18 protein-coding genes are annotated in these 19,667 nt (G+C 58.4%); all 18 read right to left on the bottom strand.

Annotated elements, in window-relative coordinates; all coding sequences use genetic code 11:
- Nucleotides 1–80: 80 nt before the first annotated feature.
- Complete coding sequence (locus AC3ITM_RS01090) at nt 81–869, bottom strand: YaiO family outer membrane beta-barrel protein (protein ID WP_489267743.1); 789 nt, start codon at nt 867–869, stop codon at nt 81–83.
- A gap of 4 nt (nt 870–873) precedes the next feature.
- Nucleotides 874–1,479, bottom strand: coding sequence for an LbetaH domain-containing protein (locus AC3ITM_RS01085; RefSeq protein WP_489267741.1), 606 nt, complete (start codon nt 1,477–1,479; stop codon nt 874–876).
- Nucleotides 1,466–2,605, bottom strand: a complete 1,140-nt coding sequence (locus AC3ITM_RS01080) for a glycosyltransferase family 2 protein (protein WP_489267739.1) — start codon at nt 2,603–2,605, stop codon at nt 1,466–1,468. Before AC3ITM_RS01080 ends, AC3ITM_RS01085 begins: the two co-directional genes overlap by 14 nt.
- Nucleotides 2,605–3,216: a PIG-L deacetylase family protein gene (locus AC3ITM_RS01075; protein WP_489267737.1), complete on the bottom strand. Its 612-nt coding sequence runs from the start codon at nt 3,214–3,216 to the stop codon at nt 2,605–2,607. Before AC3ITM_RS01075 ends, AC3ITM_RS01080 begins: the two co-directional genes overlap by 1 nt.
- A 1,181-nt stretch (nt 3,217–4,397) precedes the next feature.
- Entirely contained in the window at nt 4,398–4,886 is a 489-nt protein-coding gene (locus AC3ITM_RS01070) for a hypothetical protein (RefSeq protein ID WP_489267735.1), read from the bottom strand.
- Nucleotides 4,887–5,065: 179 nt separating this feature from the next.
- Complete coding sequence (locus tag AC3ITM_RS01065) at nt 5,066–5,317, bottom strand: hypothetical protein (RefSeq protein WP_489267733.1); 252 nt, start codon at nt 5,315–5,317, stop codon at nt 5,066–5,068.
- A gap of 113 nt (nt 5,318–5,430) precedes the next feature.
- Nucleotides 5,431–8,418: an autotransporter family protein gene (locus AC3ITM_RS01060; protein ID WP_489267731.1), complete on the bottom strand. Its 2,988-nt coding sequence runs from the start codon at nt 8,416–8,418 to the stop codon at nt 5,431–5,433.
- 148 nt (nt 8,419–8,566) lie between these two features.
- Complete coding sequence (locus AC3ITM_RS01055; RefSeq protein ID WP_489267729.1) at nt 8,567–9,064, bottom strand: DUF1120 domain-containing protein; 498 nt, start codon at nt 9,062–9,064, stop codon at nt 8,567–8,569.
- Nucleotides 9,065–9,171: 107 nt separating this feature from the next.
- Entirely contained in the window at nt 9,172–11,703 is a 2,532-nt protein-coding gene (locus AC3ITM_RS01050) for a fimbria/pilus outer membrane usher protein (protein ID WP_489267727.1), read from the bottom strand.
- Nucleotides 11,704–11,754: 51 nt separating this feature from the next.
- A complete protein-coding gene (locus AC3ITM_RS01045) occupies nt 11,755–12,438 on the bottom strand; it encodes a fimbria/pilus chaperone family protein (protein WP_489267725.1) in 684 nt (227 codons plus the stop codon).
- Nucleotides 12,439–12,713: 275 nt separating this feature from the next.
- On the bottom strand, nt 12,714–13,025 hold the full coding sequence (locus AC3ITM_RS01040) for a hypothetical protein (protein WP_489267723.1): 312 nt from the start codon (nt 13,023–13,025) through the stop codon (nt 12,714–12,716).
- Nucleotides 13,026–13,202: 177 nt separating this feature from the next.
- Nucleotides 13,203–13,889, bottom strand: a complete 687-nt coding sequence (locus AC3ITM_RS01035) for a DUF1120 domain-containing protein (protein ID WP_489267721.1) — start codon at nt 13,887–13,889, stop codon at nt 13,203–13,205.
- Nucleotides 13,890–13,951: 62 nt separating this feature from the next.
- Nucleotides 13,952–14,695, bottom strand: a complete 744-nt coding sequence (locus tag AC3ITM_RS01030; protein WP_489267712.1) for a DUF1120 domain-containing protein — start codon at nt 14,693–14,695, stop codon at nt 13,952–13,954.
- A 119-nt stretch (nt 14,696–14,814) separates the two neighbouring features.
- A complete protein-coding gene (locus tag AC3ITM_RS01025; protein ID WP_489267719.1) occupies nt 14,815–15,483 on the bottom strand; it encodes a DUF1120 domain-containing protein in 669 nt (222 codons plus the stop codon).
- 60 nt (nt 15,484–15,543) lie between these two features.
- On the bottom strand, nt 15,544–16,287 hold the full coding sequence (locus AC3ITM_RS01020) for a DUF1120 domain-containing protein (protein WP_489267712.1): 744 nt from the start codon (nt 16,285–16,287) through the stop codon (nt 15,544–15,546).
- 337 nt (nt 16,288–16,624) lie between these two features.
- Nucleotides 16,625–17,641 carry an IS30 family transposase gene (locus AC3ITM_RS01015; protein ID WP_489267717.1) on the bottom strand — a complete coding sequence of 339 codons (1,017 nt, stop codon included), beginning with the start codon at nt 17,639–17,641 and terminating at the stop codon, nt 16,625–16,627.
- Between the two features lie 582 nt (nt 17,642–18,223).
- Complete coding sequence (locus tag AC3ITM_RS01010; RefSeq protein ID WP_489267715.1) at nt 18,224–18,886, bottom strand: DUF1120 domain-containing protein; 663 nt, start codon at nt 18,884–18,886, stop codon at nt 18,224–18,226.
- 436 nt (nt 18,887–19,322) lie between these two features.
- Nucleotides 19,323–19,598, bottom strand: a complete 276-nt coding sequence (locus AC3ITM_RS01005; protein WP_489267713.1) for a hypothetical protein — start codon at nt 19,596–19,598, stop codon at nt 19,323–19,325.
- Nucleotides 19,599–19,667: the final 69 nt, after the last annotated feature.

The following is a 19,667-nucleotide window of genomic DNA, read 5'->3' as shown; positions in this document are numbered from 1 at the left end:
CCGATATTGTGGGAATCTGGTGACCGAAAGCCTGATTTTCCATTGATGGAATACTTATTCAGACCATTTCAAACCGATGCTTACCAGCGATAGCCCAAGCCCAAGTGTGAATTCACACTGGTGAAACGATCAACCCGGGTCTTGTGCCAGGTTTTGCCGAGGCCAACGTTAAGCACCAGGTGCTCACCTAGCGGCTGGTTGCGACGCAGAAACACCCCAGTGGACTCGTGCTCGTGCAGCAGCAGCGGATCCAGTTCCGCCCCATAGGCTGAAGTCCCGGTGCCGACCCACAGTTGGCTGGATCCTCTGCCACGCGCATCTTTCAGACGCAGCGACAGCGTGCTGCCGTCACCACCGCTTCCCGACGAAAGCTGGTGCTTGCTGTAGCGGTATGACGCGGTGATCCGCGGGAAGTAGTACGAGGCACCCACCGACCACGCCGATACATAGGCATTGCCGTGGTACTCGGCGTATTTGCCGCCGGCGGTAAGCACGGTGTTGGGAATCACTTTCAGATTGAAGTCGTGGGCGATTTCGCGGTTGACGAATACTGGATTGTCGTCGGACACCACTACTGCGGTACGGGTTGACAGGCGCGGACTCCAATCGTGATGCAGCGAGCCCATCAGGCGCGTGCCTCGATAGCTGGCGCTACCGTAGTCACGCTCACCACTCGCCACGTTCACCTGCCACCGACTGTCAGCGATGCGGCCAATTGCATCCACGCCGAACACGTCGCGCTTGCCATAGCCCTTACCGTAGTCGGTATGATCGAGTTTTGCGGATACCTCATCAACGCCGGCACGTGCGCTCGATACGGCCGCCAACATCAGGCCGCAAGATAGTACGCTGCGGGTAATTGAACGCATTGGGTTACTCCAGGGGTTGAAAGTGCAGTTGTTGCACAAGGCGATAGCGCCCCGGCGGCAGGTTTTTTTCCACGGTGATCCGTGGGCCGACCTCAGTACCGACAGCGATCACGCGACCAGGCAGAACGATCACGCCAACGCCCAACGCGGCACCTGCGCCGACCCAGGCACCGAGCTTGTGTAGGCCGGTATTGAGCAGCGCGCCGTTCTGCATCACCTTGACGGTATCTCCATCAAGCCGGTGATTGCTGGTACGCACCAAGGCACCAAGGTAGACACCGGAATCAATCCGGCTATCGGCAATGAAGCATTGCGGCCCGACACTGACGTCATCGTCGAGCCGTGCGTTCTTCAGTTCGGTGGCAAACCCTACACGACAGCGGTCGCCGATGACCGTGGCGCCACGCACCAATGCGTTGTTGCCGATCATGCAGTCGCGACCGATCCGTACCGGGCCCTGTATCACCGCGCCATCGCAGATGCGGCTGCCCGCGCCCACTTGCACCGCGCCGAGCAGGGTGGCACGCGGGGAAACCACGGCCCACGGATCGATGCCGGGCTGCAGGCTCGCCAACGCATCAGCCTGTGCACGCAGATTACTCCACCACATGGGGATACCGGGTCGGCTTATCACGCACCGGCTCACGCCCAGTGATCAGGCCCTTGAACCCGTGCACCAGCCATATCACATAGGCTAACAGGACGTACAGCACGGAGAACACCGCTGCCGGGATCAACCAACCGTTGCGATGATGCACCGCACTGATACTGCCCAGCACGACCACGACCGCGATCCAGATCCAGGGCAGTATCGTCAGGACGATCTCGGCAGGGTCATGTCGCCCAACCGCGCCCAGCCAAGTGCCCAGCAAAGTCACTACGCCGGCCAGGACCAGCACTACCATTGGCAGGATACTGAAAATGCCGAAGCGGGTCAGCAACAGGCGTCTATGCAGACGCATGCAGACCGCATAGCCGACGATCCAACGTCGCCAGCGTCGCCACTCTTCGGCCAAGGTGTTGCATTCCTGTGGATACACAAAACAGCGATTGCATTGGCGCAGCCGGTAACCGTGTGCGACCAACGACCAGGACATGTCCAAGTCTTCTACTTTGGTGCGATCGGAAAATCCAACTGTGCGCAGCACCTCTGTGCGGAACATGCCGCACGAGCCGGAAATGATGAACGGGGCACCACCAAGCAGTTGCTGAAAACTGCGCTTGATCACGATCATCGGCAGCTTCAGGCTGGCCCGAACATGCGGCAGGAACCCAGCGCCCTGCAGGCACGAAGACGGAATGCCACCGACTGCATCAGCACCGTCGCGGAGTTCCGCCAGAAGATAACCCAGACCCTCACTGCGCGGATCGATGCGGGTGTCGGCATCGGTCAAGAACACCTGCGCGGCGGTGACGTACTGCAAGCCATGCATCAACGCCCCTCCCTTGCCCGTATTGGCCTGGTGCACAGCAAACAGTCGTCCGCTCCACCGCGCCTGCAACCGCTCCAGCACGACGGCGGTATCATCGGTCGAACCATCATTCACACAGATGACGCGCGCGATATACGGATTGTGCAATAAATCTATAAGTGAACGCTCCAGGCAGGGAGCTTCGTTGAAAGCAGGCACGATCGCATCAACGCTGCGCAGTTCGCCGCAGGGTCGGCGCCGAAACCGCTGAGCCATATGACCGACAATGAACACGCACATCGCAATAAACAGCAGCGTCTTCATCACAGCACCAGCCGATAGGGAATGAAGCCCTCGCTGGGTCCGATACCGATCTGTTGCCCCCGGAACTGAGCATGGCAGCGCAGGTAATCCTCTTTCATGTAGTAACGGTCCCGTTGGCTGGCATGCTCACGCAGTGCCTCGATCTTCAGCTCCAGCTGTGCAGAAATGTCTTCGAATACCTGCGGCATGAACTGCGGCAAGGTACTCGGGGTTTCGTAACACAAGATTTGCGGTACGCCACGGCAAGCCACAATGGTCGCTTCATAGACGGCACGATGGTCCTGATGACGATCGTCCGGGCTCATCGTGTAGACCCGGTCAGGACACAGCTGCGCGCAAGTGCGCTCGAGCTGCTCGACAATGGCGTTGTGCGCCGTCGGGAAACAGGTATCCGGAAAATCCATCTGCAGCACCTCTGCCACACCAAGGCGGCGCAGTGCCCTATGGGATTCACGCGTACGGTCAACGTTGTCACGCGAGCCCATTCTGCCTGCGCTGAGGGTCAGCGCATGGATGCGTGCCCCGCTGTCGGCAAGCTTCACCAAGCTGCCGCCACAGCCCAACTCGATATCGTCCGGATGTGCGCCTATCGCAAGAATATTCAGATCCATTGCCAACTTTCACTCTGCACGATTGATGAAGCCCTATGCAAAAATGCCAAAGGCATGGACAGCGTTCAGCCAGACCTGCATGATGACCCGCGCAGCCTAGCCAATTACCGTTTTATGAAATTTTACAGCCCCCATAAGATAGCTGTTCAACGGAACAATGGCTCTACAACAATTACGAAAACACCCTCGTCGCCTGCGCGCTGCAGCAGGCCGAGCTGGGGAGAACTATCGCAAGATGGGCATAGCCGAGCCCACGCTTTACGTGCGGCACAAGAAATACAGCGGCCTGAGGCCATCCGAGCTGAAACAACAGCAACGGAGTGCGGCACGCGCGGATGCGCGAGACGGATGCGAACACGCTTTTGTGGCACTACGTCGTGATGACCGGCCTGACAACCACAAGCGGATTCGCTATTACAAGGAAGAGGCTTGGCTTTGAGGCACTGCAGGCCGCAAAGCAGCTGCAGCGCACGACGGGCGCCAGCTCATCAAGCTAACCACCAGGCCCGATGCACTATGGAACATGAACGCCGTCAGTGCCGCACTGTTCGATGGCCACCGCTCTCATCTTGACGGTGGTGGATCCCCCCACCCACGAGCGCCTAGATTTCGCCGTGAACCAGTCGCTACGAGGGAGCCAATACCGCGCCTCGTGACGCATCGCAGCGTGGCTGCAGCGACATGCTCAAATCGACCCCTGAATGCCTATGAAACTCTGGCCGCTCCACACCGGGTCATAATTGTAATGATTCACGATATAGCACCGCACACCGCGAGGCATCGGATTGCATTCTGACCATTAACTCTTTTTGAAACGGAAGATAGTCCAAGCCAAGATCAACCTGGACTCGCATAATGGAAAGCAGAACGACGACCTCATAACCTCGCTGAGCCAATATTCTTTTTGACTTCCCAATCACCGTGGTATTGGAATCAGAATTCGCACAGATGTATGCGTAGCCACGCGCACGAAAATTCTTTATCTCGCGACACTCGAAAACCAGCAGGTAAGAATTACTATTCATTATAGCCAATGAATCACATCAAAGTAGCTTGATGAAACGGGCCGGAATATGCATCAAAGCAATGCCACCCCTATCAGGCTGCACTCCGCACTTTGACTTTGGATGACCAAACCCATGACGCCGCGCCATCGCCGATGGTTTCTCGAGACCGGAGCTTCAGCGCAAGTAGATCCAGCACAACCCACCCGCCAGAATCAATAGCCCGGCACTGAAAAGCGACCATGCTAATACACCACCTACCCTCTTCACACTCGTAATCTTACTGGGCATGCCGGCAGCCAAGATACCAGACAGCAGTCTCTCAGTCTCCGTATAAAATTCGCCCGCCGCAGCATCTGCAGCCATCACTCGCATATGCAGTTGATCCAATCGAGCATTCAGCTGGGCACGCTCCTCATCCAGCTCCAACACCCCGCTGCGCAGCGGCTCGCTCCCCAGCCCACTTGATTCAGCTTGCTCGGCTACATTTCCACGCTGCTTCTCTTTTGCCCAAGCCACCAATGTCGCCAGTGTGTGCAGTTGCAATAACCCGCAGCTTTCACACCAGACGCCAAAAACCGGCATGGCCCCAGACTGGGACTCGTAGTTATAAATCAACCTCCCCGACCCGGGATCTTCAACGGTCTGCCGTGTAGGAATGATCATGGCTGATTCATTGACCGGCCCAACCAGCATAACGGACCGACCAGGAGCATCGCAGGCAGGACAATCCGCGCGCTTGGTCTTTTCCCGCAGGAATTCCAAGACATCCGCCGTGCTCACCGACACACCGAATACCGTCAGAGCCCCCCCCCGGAGATTTCACTTGCTCGTTCATGGCTTCTCTACTTGTCATTCAATGGAAGCTCGTTGGATTCATCGTCCTCCCACCTTGCTTGACCAACTTGTAACCTAACACCAACCGGCGCCAGCGCCGTCTTGCCCAGCTCAATAGCCAATGCTCGTGCCATCGCCACGGCTTCATCGAACGAGGCAAGAAACCGCAGCTCGGTAATCGCGCCACCTCGTACGCTCCAACGGCTTCCCACCGGAACGACGTACAAATAGATCCTGGCAGCAGCGTGTGCGGGAATCATGGCAAGATCCTCCCCACCAAGCGGGTTGTTAGGCGATGAATTTCGCGCATATCATTGATCATCTGATCTGGCCGCATGGCCGGTGCAAGGCACCGGCCATGCGGCAATCTACATCACCAGCGGTACTGGAGGCCAAGCTGCCCACCAACTTCTCGGTAGCTGCTGTTTCCGCGACCCACACTCAGATCCCCCCACCCGGACAGCCCCCCCATGCGCACCACTTCTGCGCCGACTTTGAGCTGGTAGCGATCACGCGGCACACCAGCAGCCAGTACCTCATCATCGAAGGCGATACTGTCAGGATTGCCACGGCGGTACCAATCAAGTGCCACAAAAGGACGTACAACAGCGCCGATGGAGCTCTTGGCCTGACCGGCGATTCGAACACCCAGGCGACTGCTCATCCCCGCACCTTGCTGCCCGTCCACCCGGGTACCGTTGGCCTCCTCATGTCGATCGGAATTGAATCCAGTGTGGGACAACTGCAGCTGCGGCTCGGCCGTAATCTGCGCGCCGTCGCCATCGAGGATGGTGAAGCGGTATCCCGCCTCGATCGAGGCCAACGTTGCGCGTGCGTCATAACGCTCTTCCTGCAGCGCATTACCTCGCACCTTATTCTTGAAGCCTGCCTGCTGAATCCAGGCATCTACATACCAGCGTTCCGCCAACCAAGTGCCATAGACCCCGATGGCGGTACCGTTGACCTTGCCTTCGGCATTGTAGCCAGTCAGTTCTGCCATAGCGGTACTGGTGGCCTTGCCCGCCGCAGCCATCACGCCGATGCGGCCACGATCATTGCCGCCAAAGCTCAGCAGATCCGAACCCACCTGCAACGTGGAGCTGTTGCCATTGACATCCAGTTGCCGGGAAACTGCGCCGTAGTCAGCCTGATTGTGGCTGATCCTGGCCCAAGCTTGGCGCCCATCTTGATTGGCGTCAGTGGCGCGATCATGGTAGCGCTGCTGGAACATCTGCATCGCTGCCACTTGATTGGCCAGATAGGCCCCCGGCTCGGGGCGCAATACGCCCGGCTGAACCGGGCAACCAGGCATGCTCGGATCGGTCAGGCACGGATCGCCAGGCGTATCGGTGAGCTCCGAACGCAGATACCAATCACCATCATTGGGATCGGTTTTGCCGCCCTTGAACAGGAAGTACTCATACTGACCACCGACCGCGCGGCCAGCCAGGCTGAACTGCCCATCCGAGCTGCCATCGATTTGAATGATCTGGATACCATCTGCCGTTTGCGCACCGACCCCGCCCACATTACTGACAGACACCTGCGCCTGACCGCTGCTGTTGCCCAATATATGGAGCTTGTCCGTTGCCGAACGATCGTCACCCAAGGCCGTATTGAACAACAAGGTTCCACCACTACTGGTGAAGTCGCCCGTCACCGTGAGAGTCTTGAATGCGCCACCGGCGGGCGCCGCGAAGACAATCTGGCTGCCGCCATCCAGGCTCAATTGCCCCACCGACGAATCGCCGGTCATGCTCCAGGTACTTCCGATCATGCCAAGCTCGTTGAGGTTCTCGGCACGCCCGATCAACGTGGAGGCCCGCAGATCCAGCGCAATCGAACCACTGCTCTGATTGAGGACATCGCCCTGAATCAGACTGGCATCTGCACTGATGGCAACCCGGGAGACCGGCGTACTGGAATTATCCATCAACACGATCGCAGACCCGGCCTGGCCGCCAGTGCGGCCGATGAGCGTGGCACGCGTCAGGTCCAGGTTCAGCCCACCACCGCTGACTTGCACTGCACTTCCGTCATTGGCCACAAGCGTGCTGTCGGTCACCGCCGCTGTATTGGAATTGCCCGCCACGGTATTCTGCGACAGCAACGCAGCACTACCTGCACCCAGCACCTGCACCGTTGCCCCGGTGGCAGTGAAGGCGCCTGTATTGCTCAGATTGATGCCATGCGCGGCCGCCCCCTGGGTTTCCACCAGCGTGCGATCGGCCACAATGTAACTGCCTGCACCGCCGCTGGACAAAGCCGACGCATTATCACCGGTGGTGGTCACACTGCCACTGCTCAAATGGGCCTGCGCGCCGGCTCGCACCACCACGCCAACGGCATTGGCACCCTCGGTGCGCACGTCCACATTGGTCGCGGTGATGATGGCATTTTCCGCCCCGTCCTTCTGCGCCAGAAGACCATGCGAAGATACGCCCTGGGTTAGTACCGAGGTATTCTCCAGCGTTGCTGATGAGCGACGCAGGTCCAGGCCCATCGAGCCATCGCCAATGGTGGTCAGGGCGGAGTTGCGCACATTGATGGTGCTCCCAGGCGCAGGCGCCCAGATCGCCGCCGCCGCGCGACCTTCGGTCCGAATGGTAACCGCCTCAAGGTCTGCTTGACTATTATCACCATTAACATTGATGCCGTAGGCGAAGTCACCAGACGTGCTCACATTGACATCGGTCAGTCCAGCCCGACTATCGCGAGCCAGGAACACGCCATGCGCGCCGCTCCCCTGGGTGACAATATTGGCCTGCTGCAGCTGAGCCATGGAACCGGCACCAGCAACTTCAACCGCCACGCCATTCAAACCGGTGGTAGTGATCGTGCCATCAGTGAACAGCAACTGGTTGTTCACACCTTGCGAGATCATCCCGCGAGCATTATCACCGCCCACTTCGATATCACTGCCTGTCAACGAGACAGTACTTCCGCCTACGGCATGAACGCCATGCGAGCTTGCGCCTGTAGCCCGTAGTGTAGAACCGTTCAATACCACGCTGCCGCCCGCTTCTGCCCTGACTACCGCTGCATTGTCACCGCCCGTGGTCAAGGTGCTCTGGTCCAGTTCAATCCGTGAACCCGCGCCGGTGGCGAACGCTGCATTTGCTCCGGCACCGCTGGCGGTCAAATTGACCGGACCAGTCGGAATGATTGTGCCGCCATTGACCGCAGAGAACACGTGGCCCGCTGCACCGGCATCAGAGGTCGTATAGTCGCCAGGCGAAGGGGTGACCGCGACGCCGTCGGCAGGCACCTGCTGGGCAGCCAGCGGCCCACTACTTAGCAGCAAAATACTGGTGATCGCTAGTGAAAGCGAATGAGTGTGTATTGAGGACGATGCTTTCATCGTAGATGGCTCACAGTAAGGAAGGGGAAATAACAGGCGACTCGGGCCCAGGGGATGACCCAATACATGGATCCTTGAGAAGCGACAAACCTGAACTGCAGTATCCTCCAGCGCATGAGGCTGAATTATGACTTCGCTCGCCTGCCGACTAGGGCCCCGTAACGGCAGTCACACTCAGCTTTCCTATTGTCTCAAGTTGGGTCCGTTGCGCGACCCGGGTAGCCTCAGCGGGCACTCGAGGCTCTACGTCGATCTCAAATGAGAACGACATTCCTAGCGCACTCATCGCATTGGCGATGGGTATCAATCTTTCGTTTGGTCGAATGAGCATCGTCGGCCCAGCGTCAGCAACAGCGTCCTCGGCCGCCAGCAAGCTGCTGGTACCATCCACCTGAACAGAGAGAACACGCAATTGCAATGATCCAGCTCCATACGCGTAGCGGTCCACATCCCGCGCAGGTGCAATAAAGGCTACCGTCACTCGCGACAGCACCGGGCAATGAATACTGAGCATCACCGTACGCTTGGGCAGCACCGCTTCGGCCTGGCCTACATGCTCAAGCAGGCTGCTGCGCGTGCCACTGCCATAGTCCAGCAATGCAGGGTTCACCTGAACCTGGCAGTCCACGGCCTCGGCCAGGGCCATCCCACTCGGTAGCAACCCTGCCAGCAACATGGCCCACCTGACGGTTCGGCATCTGAGCGCAGGGATTGGTGAAGCATTGTTCATCTTTTCGCCTTTACTCATGGGGATCACGGCTGACACAGTGCCGGGGCTGTCTCAAACAACGCTTGGGCATCAGCTTCAGCAGGGATAACAAAACGCAGCGCACAAGTGCTTTCATCTGGGCGAACGGCGTGCAGTTCCATATCTGGCTGAATATCGGTGAGAAATACCTTTCCACCATCAAGGGCGGTGGTGACATAGCGCCTCTGTGCATCGTAGATGCCCGATCCCTTTGGGAGGAACTGACCATCCGGGGTGCTGATGGTGAGCAAAACCCGGCGTACGGTCACCACGTTAAAGGGCAGCCAGTGAACCGAGCCGCGGCCCGCTTCAATTTCCTTGTAGCCATTGCCCACATCCACATTGCGCGGAAGGCTGGAAGTGTCCACCTCCAACCGGCTCAAACGATACGCCGTCAGGTTCGATGCTATCGCCAGCCCCCGCGCATCGGTCCACACCGGGCCACCAGGGGTGTTCACCTTGACGCCTGCTCGTTCCCCCAGCTTCAGCACAGCAAAGGTGTCACGCACCGGGTAGGGCGACAGGGTCACCCCGTGGCTATGCAACGCAACCCCACCGCGCAAGCTGACATCCACGCTGCTCGCTCCGTCCTGCCGATGAGATACGCCCATATCGAGCTGTGCGTAGTGTGGCAATAGATTCACACGACCACTCAGATCGGTCTTTCCAGCGTCATTTCGCTCAGCTCCGATCGTGTACCCGAAGGTATCGTCAAGCTGCTGATTGACCCTCATCCCAGTGCGCAGCCCACGCCCTTCATCATGATTGGCGTAGAACCGACTGGTGGCACGCGGCCCCAGTGGCACGCTCACCGAGAGATAAGCAGAATCGCCATCTTTATCTTCCCGGCCACGCATCGAGCGCTGCAAGGACAGCGAAACACTCGTGCGGCCATACATTTTTGACCAGCCCACCCCAGCCCTATCCCGGGAGAAGCCGTCGAAGGTTGCCTGACGCGAGTAAGAAGCATTGAAGGAACCCAGACGCGCCGACGACCAGCTAAGCCCGCCGGCAAACTGGCTCTTCTCTCGCCCGATGAAATGATCATCGTCGTCCCAGAGCAGTGTCGTGTCAGTAAGCGTTCGAAAACCCGGTGACTGTATGTTTGTCGACAGGCTAGCCGATACCGAAGGAGAAATCGCCGTAGCAAATGTAGCCTGAAGCTGAGTGCCACGCTTGCCTTCGCGCGTTGCATCAGTCGCCAACTGCTGTACCGAGAAACTCGACGCCAAGCCAAGCCGGCGCTGCACCGACCACCCCAGGGCACTGTACCCCTTGGCGAGCAGGAAACCCGTTGAAAACTCGGCATCCGTCCCAATTCGCCATCCTTTGTTGGCCGTGACAAATGCCGGCTCTTCGCCTTGGTAGTTGCCCACACGGCGTACTTTGCCAGCGGCCACAAAGTAACGCGGCAACGCCCCAAGCGAGACCGCGCCGCGCAGACTGGCAGCCGGGACGGTGAAGCGCTGCTGCGCGCCCCCCTCTTCAATAACTGTTACTTCCAGGTCGAGCTTGCGGCTCAGCAATGAAAGATCGTCGAGCGTAAACGGCCCAGCCGGCACCACCGTAGCGTAGACAAGAACGCCGCTTTGGCGCACCTCCACCCGCGAGGGCGAGAACGCAACCCCGCTCACCGTCGCCCCCGGTTCTCGCGCCTGTTGAGCCAATGCGGCCTCAGGTTGAATCTGGATGCCGGTAAAGGCACCCAACGAATGCATGGGCGAAGCCGAGTTCAACTGGCCAATCTGAATGTTGGCACCCGCTCGCTCCCAGGTTCGGGTGGCGTAGGTATACAACTGATCAAAGTGGCTGTTGCCTCCTACGGAAGTATAGCTCTGGCGACTGCGTACTGCCCAGCCACCGATATTCAAGCCAGCTTCCGTACGCAAACTCCGGAACTGGGTGGTTTCACCCTGATAGCGCGACTGCATCACCAGCGCTTCGTAATTGAACAATGCACCCACGCCGCCATTCGAGTATCCGCGTCGCTCCCTCGCCCGTGGCAGTAGTGCATCCGCTGCCACGATCAACGCCACCTGCTCCTTACCAGGGCTCAGACGTACCAACAGTTCAGGGAAAACCTCTGCCAGCAACTGGCATGCCGAGCCGGGCGCGTCTCCCTGCATCTTCGCGCCATCGGGGAAGCGCAACCCCGATTTTTCCAGTAAATGACTGGTTAGGCAGACCTGACCATGATCATTGAATCGAACCAGGGCCCTGCCCCTGCCCTCTCCATTGACCAGCAACTCGACACTCTGCATCCCAGGCGGAAAGCGCGGCGCATCTTTAAAGTACTCAGCTAGCGCCGGGTCCAAGCCGCGCTGCCGAAGCAGCGCGGGATCAAAGGTAACTTCCGAGCCCTCATCCTGCAGCGGCGGAAACTGCGGTGCCGGCGCACTCTCTTGCACCGGCAACGGCGAAGCTCCGGCGCTCCCCGCTGCCATCCCGCCGAACAACAGCACCGCACGGCAGGCGCGTGAGAGACGATTGCGCCTGAGATTCATGCATTCATGATGGGCCGGTACGGCAGAAATCATCGTACGTGCTCTTCCCCGATCAACCGCCGGGATGGTTGTAGGAAGGTGCCATTAGTTGCCATTCAACGCGGCCTCGTAAGGCGCTACCGCAAATCCATAGATCGTGGCCGGCTGCAGCTTCACAGCGGCCTGTACGCCCAACCCTTTCGGCAGCGCAATACGTTGCTCGGTTTCCGGCAGCACATAGTTGCGGTTTAGGTCCAGGCTTTGATTGGACGGCAGCAGCACAAATACGCTTGACAGGCGCACCACGTACGGACTCGGGTTGCGCACAACCAGCTCATCCCCCTCGCGCGTCCACACCAGGCGCTTCCATGCCTCCCGCTCCAGCGGCAGATTCGCAGGCCGAATAACCGCCGGAATGTTCTGCTCCACACTCATCGTCACCCGCGGGCCTGAATAGGGCTCCTGCGGCTTGATTCCCTCAAATGCAATGCGCTTGAGCCGCTCAGTCTTCAGTGGCGCCGAATTCTGCAGGATGAAGCGCACCAACTGGGTTTCACCCGCCTCAACCCGCGCCACCGGCGGGGTAACCACCAACAACTCTTCGTCGTCTTCCGGGATGTTCAGGATCGTGGTGTGCAGCAGCGAGGGGACGCTGTCGGTGTTCTTCACCTTCATCGTCGCCTCGCCACTCTTCTCATCCACAATCAGCACCGGGGTCTCCGGCACCATGCCATCGGCAAACGCCGCACCTGCCTGCATCAGCAGACACAGGCCCAATACATTTTTCAAAGTTCTCTTCATAATATGGCACTCAAATGGCTGACTGAATTAGTTGCAGCCTACCGACCAGCTGCGGCTCGCAAGCGAATTTCACGACTATTATCCAATGAAGCTACTGTTGCTGGCTGGACAATCAAACCATGAACGGGGCCTTCCTCCGCATGCGTCCATAGAAATGGCAACGGAATTTCACTAACTACAGGCAGCTACCAGTCCCAACGAGCGTTTGATTTTACAGCATACTCTCGAATCAAGAGCACCCCAGTCCCATCAACCGTATACTCTTAGAGATACATCACTGCAAAGATGAGCGAACCCGCCAACGGAATTTCATTAGTAAGCGGCAATTCATCGCCATTTCGAATAACAGGCAGCGCACGGAATGGCATGGCGTGAACCAAACCAGTGACGGGGGTACCCACTGTACCCCCGACCGTACCGGCACTGAAATTAGCGCCTGCCGCCCTACCCCTGGAAACATAGCGGCCCGAACGGATAGCATTCGTCCAACTCGCGCCAGCCCCATCTTTGAACAGCCGCTCCATCGGCACTCCATCAATCGTCGGGCTGTTAACATCCGACAGCAACCCGTACATACTGACGTTCACACCATCGATTTCGCCGAGACCCAGCCTGTATTCAGGAACGTTATCGGGAGGGTTAACCGGGAAATTTAGACGTTGGTGCCAGCGACGGCAGCGGAACAACCCGCCAAGCTCAACACCACTGGACCAGCCTTCAAAAACTAGTGCAGTGGTGCAATTTCATTTAAATCACATGTAAGTAACGGTAAACGTGAGCGAGCCGGACAGCGGAATTTCGCCCGTAAGATTCAGATCGTCCCCGTTGCGAATGATGGGCAATACCTTGAACGGGAAATTGGCAATTCGACCACTCGCAGGGACACCAATCACGCCACCACCGTCCAAATTCCCCAGCGTATACCTTGAACGGAGCTGAGAGTTCAAATATCGATTGTCAAATCTGAAGGCATCTCGCCACCCATCGGGATTGAGACCCCCATTGAGGAGCCTGATTACAGCAACCCCGTCAACTGTCGCACCAGGCACCTCCACGACACCATACATGCCGATATTTGTACCGCCACTCGCACCCAAACCAAATTTCTGCGTGGGCTCTGCAATTGTGAAATCGGGAAAAGAAAGCGTATTTACTGCCGTGCTCGACTGATTATCGACAATGCTAATCAACATTGCCACCGCCGCATCACAGTTAACAGTTAGCGAGACTTCGTCCGACATCGGCAGCAGGGTTTGGGCTGCGGCATTCAGCGTCGACGCCGAATGCCGGCCAATATTGATCACGCCACCACTCGAGATCGTGGTAGTGCATGCCCCGGGCACAATAGCGCCACTCATGGTCAGGTCCGCATTTTGTGCCGACGCCAGCAGCGGTGCGAACAAGGAAAGAGCGGCAGCGGTCAACAGTTTGATTTTCATTGCAATGTTCTCTCGTCAGTTTCATGCCCCCCCCCCCTTTGCGGAAGGGAGGGGGGGTTTAATTACAGGTAGGTCACCTGGAAGGTGGCCGAGCCGTTCAGCGGCACTTCAGCAGTCAGCGGCAGGTCGTCACCGTTGCGGATGACCGGACGCACCGTCATCGACAGGGTGTGCACATCGGCACTTACCGGAGCGGTACCGGCACCCCACGAGGTGTAACCACCGGCAGCCGAGGTGTAGGCGCGCAGGTAGGGGGAGGTTTCGGCCGCCCAGTTGGCATCGCTACTGAACTGCTTGAAGAGCAGGCTTGCGGCAGTGCCGTCGCCCTGCGCGGTACCAATCACGAGGGCATAGGCACCAATGTTCACGCCGCCAATCGCACCCAGGCCGAACTGAACGGCCGAGCCCGCCACGGCGCCCGGCAAGGTCAGGCCCGGCTGCAAGGTAGCAGCACTGTTGTCAATCACCTGAATGGCCACCGGGGCAGCGGTGCCACCACAGTTGATGGTCAAGGTGACTTCATCGGAGTCGCGCAGAACCGTCTGCGCGGCAGCATTCAAGACCGCCGCCGAGTGACGCCCCAGATCCACCGTGCCACCGCCGGAGAAGGCCGGGGTGCAAGCGGTCGGCACAATGGCGCCGGTGATGGTCAGATCCACGCTCTGCGCATAGGCCAGGGCCGGGGACAGCATGGCGGCCAGCGCCGCCGACAGAAGTTTAACGTTCATGAGAGATTTTCCATTGAGATACGAAGAGGCCAAAGCCTCGCCCCAACGAGGAAAGGCTGAGATCGAGACGGACGTCACTATATGGAAAGCACCACTACGCTGCTATACAACAATTACGAAAGTTCACTCCCCTCCGCCCTATAACGCTAGGCAGGGAGAAGAGCACTTTTTAAAAGCAGGGGTGGGCTTAAATCGAATTACAAGTAGGCCACCTGAATAGTTGTCGAGCCGGCCAGCGGAATTTCAGAGGCCAACGGCAATTCGCTACCATTGCGAACAACCACCCGAACAGCGTAAGTCATTACATGAACAAGCCCGCTAGTCGGGCCAGTTGCAGCATCCAAACCCATCGTCATCCGAAAAGGTTCGGCTACAGTATATTTGGAAACAAGATTATTAGTGTTGACCCAAACACCCCCAGAAGGATCGCTACTCCGGAGAAAGACTTGACGCACACCATCTACTTGACGGCCAACATTGTCATAAAGCATGTAGGCGCCAATTTTCACACCACCAACCTCACCAACACCAAAGTGACGACCCCTCTGCCCCCCAGCGCCCGGAATGTTCACCGTCGGCTCTACCGTCTCTCCTTGGTTATCAACATATGTAAGAAGCAAAACGGTCGAAGCATCACAGGTAATCGTCAACGTAACTGCATCGCTATCTGGCAGAGCGGTTGCTGCGCCAGCATTCAGAGTCGATGCGGAGTGCCTCCCCAGATCGATAACACCACCGCCCGAGAATGCGGGAGTGCATGCCCCGGGCACAATAGCGCCACTCATGGTCAGGTCCGCATTTTGTGCCGACGCCAGCAGCGGTGCGAACAAGGAAAGAGCGGCAGCGGTCAACAGTTTGATTTTCATTGCAATGTTCTCTCGTCAGTTTCATGCCCCCCCCCTTTGCGGAAGGGAGGGGGGGTTTAATTACAGGTAGGTCACCTGGAAGGTGGCCGAGCCGTTCAGCGGCACTTCAGCAGTCAGCGGCAGGTCGTCACCGTTGCGGATGACCGGACGCACCGTCATCGACAGGGTGTGCACATCGGCACTTACCGGAGCGGTACCGGCACCCCACGAGGTGTAACCACCGGCAGCCGAGGTGTAGGCGCGCAGGTAGGGGGAGGTTTCGGCCGCCCAGTTGGCATCGCTACTGAACTGCTTGAAGAGCAGGCTTGCGGCAGTGCCGTCGCCCTGCGCGGTACCAATCACGAGGGCATAGGCACCAATGTTCACGCCGCCAATCGCACCCAGGCCGAACTGAACGGCCGAGCCCGCCACGGCGCCCGGCAAGGTCAGGCCCGGCTGCAAGGTAGCAGCACTGTTGTCAATCACCTGAATGGCCACCGGGGCAGCGGTGCCACCACAGTTGATGGTCAAGGTGACTTCATCGGAGTCGCGCAGAACCGTCTGCGCGGCAGCATTCAAGACCGCCGCCGAGTGACGCCCCAGATCCACCGTGCCACCGCCGGAGAAGGCCGGGGTGCAAGCGGTCGGCACAATGGCGCCGGTGATGGTCAGATCCACGCTCTGCGCATAGGCCAGGGCCGGGGACAGCATGGCGGCCAGCGCCGCCGACAGAAGTTTAACGTTCATGAGAGATTTTCCATTGAGATACGAAGAGGCCAAAGCCTCGCCCCAACGAGGAAAGGCTGAGATCGAGACGGACGTCACTATATGGAAAGCACCACTACGTTGCTATGCAACAATTACGAAAGTTCTGCCGGATAGACGGGTCTTGTCCGGAGCGAACATCCGGGCTCCGACTGCGGTTCCGTTCAGGTTTCATGGACTAGCCCTGAAATCATAAGGCTCAGTTGGGAAAATTGACGCTCCCACTTTGTTATTGTCGATCTCGGGAGCCACGGGATCGACCAAACAATGCTTTACCCAAACTTGCGTCCTCCCAACGCCCCAGAAGAAAGGGCTAACAGGGCGCTAACGCCTCTTGAGTGGGGAGTATTAATCATCCGAGCTTGAATGTGATTAATTCGTGAAGAACGGGGCGATCTCAAGAAGCAAGCGCAACACGTGATCTGAATTCGGCGATCTCTTTGTCCATCACTTCGGCGGGCGTCTTCCAGCCCAGCGTCTGACGCGGGCGTGTGTTCATGAGCATCGCAACGTGATTGAGATACTCCTGGCTCGCGCTCGACAGATCAACGCCCTTGGGCAGGAACTGCCGAAGCAATCCGTTGGTGTTTTCGTTGCTGCCGCGCTGCCACGGCGCGTGTGGATCAGCAAACCAAACGTCGATATCCAGGCGGTCCATCAGCTCTGGGTAGCACGTCAACTCCGTGCCTCGGTCGTAGGTCAAGCTGGTGCGCATGGATTCGGGCAGCTTCTTCAGTTGGCGACTGAAACCCTCCAGTGCCGCCTCAGCTGTGCAGCCGTCCATCTTGCAGAGGATAACAAAGCGCGTCTTTCGTTCGACCAGCGTCTCTACGCAGGAGCGGTTGAAAGAACCCTTGATCAAGTCGCCTTCCCAGTGGCCCGGAACCAGTCGCTGCTGCACTTCTTCCGGGCGATGCACGATACGCAGCTGCTCAGGAACCCACGTCCGCTTGGCTGCTGTCGTGCGGCGTAGACCTCGCGTCGGCTTGCTCTGCCGAAGCGCTTCCACCAGCTCTCTCTTCAGCCCTCCGCGCGGGTGGGCATAGATGCTGGCGTGAATAGTCTCGTGGCTGACGCGCTGGCTGGAATCGTCCGGGTGCATGTCGCGAAGCTTGGCAGCAATCTGCTGGGGCGACCAGCGATACAGCACCAGGTGATCACGGACGAACTGGGAGCGCTCGCTGCCCTCGATCAGCCGGCGGTGCCGAACGGAGCGTAGTCGGCGGGCATGATAGTCTTTGCCGGCCTCGGTGGCACTGTACGCTCCAGCGCCTTGCCGGGCCACCTCGCGACTCAGGGTAGAAGGGCTGCGCCCCAACCGCCTGGCGATGGATCGCATACTCTTACCATCCTGGATCTCGATCTGGACAACGGCGCGTTCTTCAGCGCTCAAATGGTTGTAATGCCTGGACATGCTGACACCCTACTGGTTAGTGAGTGTTGCACTTGGAGATTGAGTCTAAGCAGTGTGAATTGCCCTTCTGGGGCCGTCTGCCGATGGCTTTGGCCACCATCCATCGATTGGACAGCGCAAACAGCACAACACTTGCGCGGTGTTCTTGCCCCCCCCCCCCCCCCCGTTAGCACGCCTTTGGGTAGTGGCAATGATCGTGACATCCACGAACAATTCCGGCGCGGGTCCTTTTACGTTGGCCAAGACCTTCGGCGCCACCAAAGGTCAATTATATGGAAGGCCCCTCAACACCGGCGGCCATTCTTCATGCAGTTGCCGGCCAGCAACCGGCACTACCTCATTGTTCTATCGGAGTTGTTCAGGACCTCCCTCGCTCATGGCCATCGGCGGATCTCCTACGGGCGAAATCATCAGCGTGTGCCCCGCCGCGCTCTGTAGCTACGACCACGCGGAGCCTTCATGCGAAATCAGACACAGTTTTGCCCACCACCCGTTGGATCCACGCTTCCGCCGCGGGAATCTCGACCGAAGCGCCCTTCGGTCGCACGATTCATGACGAATATTCAGGCAGCACAGATGCTGCTACGGATAGTTCAACGTTAGCGTAACCGAACCGCTCAGCGGAACTTCGCTGGCAAGAGGAAGGTCCTCGCCCTTACGAATCACCGAAGCGACCAAAAAGTTCAAGACATGTACCCGCGCGGCGATCGGCCCAGTGGCAGGACCAACACCCCAAGACTGATGGGACGGGATACTATTCATATTGCCAAGCGCAGGCAAGGCAGCTACCGACCACCCCCCTCCTGAAACCGGCCGCTCAATCCGCACCATCGCAGCACCATCTGCGAGAGGCGGCGTCTCCACCAGCAATGCGTATCCACCAATGTTAACCGCTCCCACAGCACCCAAACCAAAATAGTGCCGGGTGGAAGCGGTATCTGGAATAGCAACGCCCGGCGCAAGCGTACCGAAATCGTTGTCCAGAAACTCTAGTGCCAATCTTGTCGCCGCACCACAGGTGACCGTCAGTTCTATCGAATCAGACTTCCTTAACAAGGTCTGGACTGTGGTATTCAGCGCGCTTGCCATGGTTCGACCAAGATCCACCACGCCACCAGCCGAGAGTGCCGGGGTGCAGGCCGTTGGTACAATTGAGCCGTTCATGGACAGGCCCGCACTCTGTGCGGAGGCCAGCAGCGGTACGAGCGAAGAAAGGATGGCAGCGGTAAAAAGTTTGACTTTCATAGTAGCTCTCTCAAAATTGGTTGTATGTCCCAAATTGAATTTTTACTCGCTCCTCTCCTGGATGCAGAGAGCTATTCGCCATACTGATTCCGGAACAATTATTAGATGGTGTGCGCGCAAATCAGTGGCGTATGTGCAACAAATGCGAATATTTGAAAATGCAGTTTACAAGGCGTTGTCTAAGAATTCAGATGCGACATGCGATTGGAGCGTGGCGATTTTGCCCCCCTTCGTTTCGTTATTAGTGAGGCCCCGAGATCAACGATGCCGTTTGCTGGGAAAGCAGGCATCTGGCCCTTGCGGGCCAGATGCCTATTGACCTGTTCGAAGATCATTCTGGACAGGCCCTGGCCAGACCACATGTACAAGGAGGCAACACGCGCCACGCCAACGACAGGGAAGTGCTGAGGATCACGCGTGCGCCTCATGGTGGTGATCAGTCGTTGCAGACGAGGTCGGCATCGGTCTGCCACAGGCCGTCGGCACGTTGCTGTGGCAGTGGCTCGAACTGCCACTGGCAATCCCGGTCCACGTCATAACCGGCGCGGCTGGCGTACTGGCGGGCCAGATCGGTGGCGATGGTCCGCGATGTGGCGGGATCGGCATGTACGCCCGTAGCAGTGAAGTGGGCTGGTGCGGCGATCGCCAGGGTGGAAATGCCCAGTGCAAGGCAGGCGGTGGCGAGGGTGGGCAAGCGAGTACGAGGGCGCATATCAAAACTCCCGGTAAGTGGCGGTCGCCACGCTTGCAGGCTGCTCCCGCAATGCGGGCGCGCCTATGC

The organism is Stenotrophomonas sp. KH_029 (assembly GCF_057839765.1).
The sequence above is the reverse complement of the archived record's forward strand: the minus strand, read 5'-3'. Positions and strand labels throughout refer to the sequence as shown.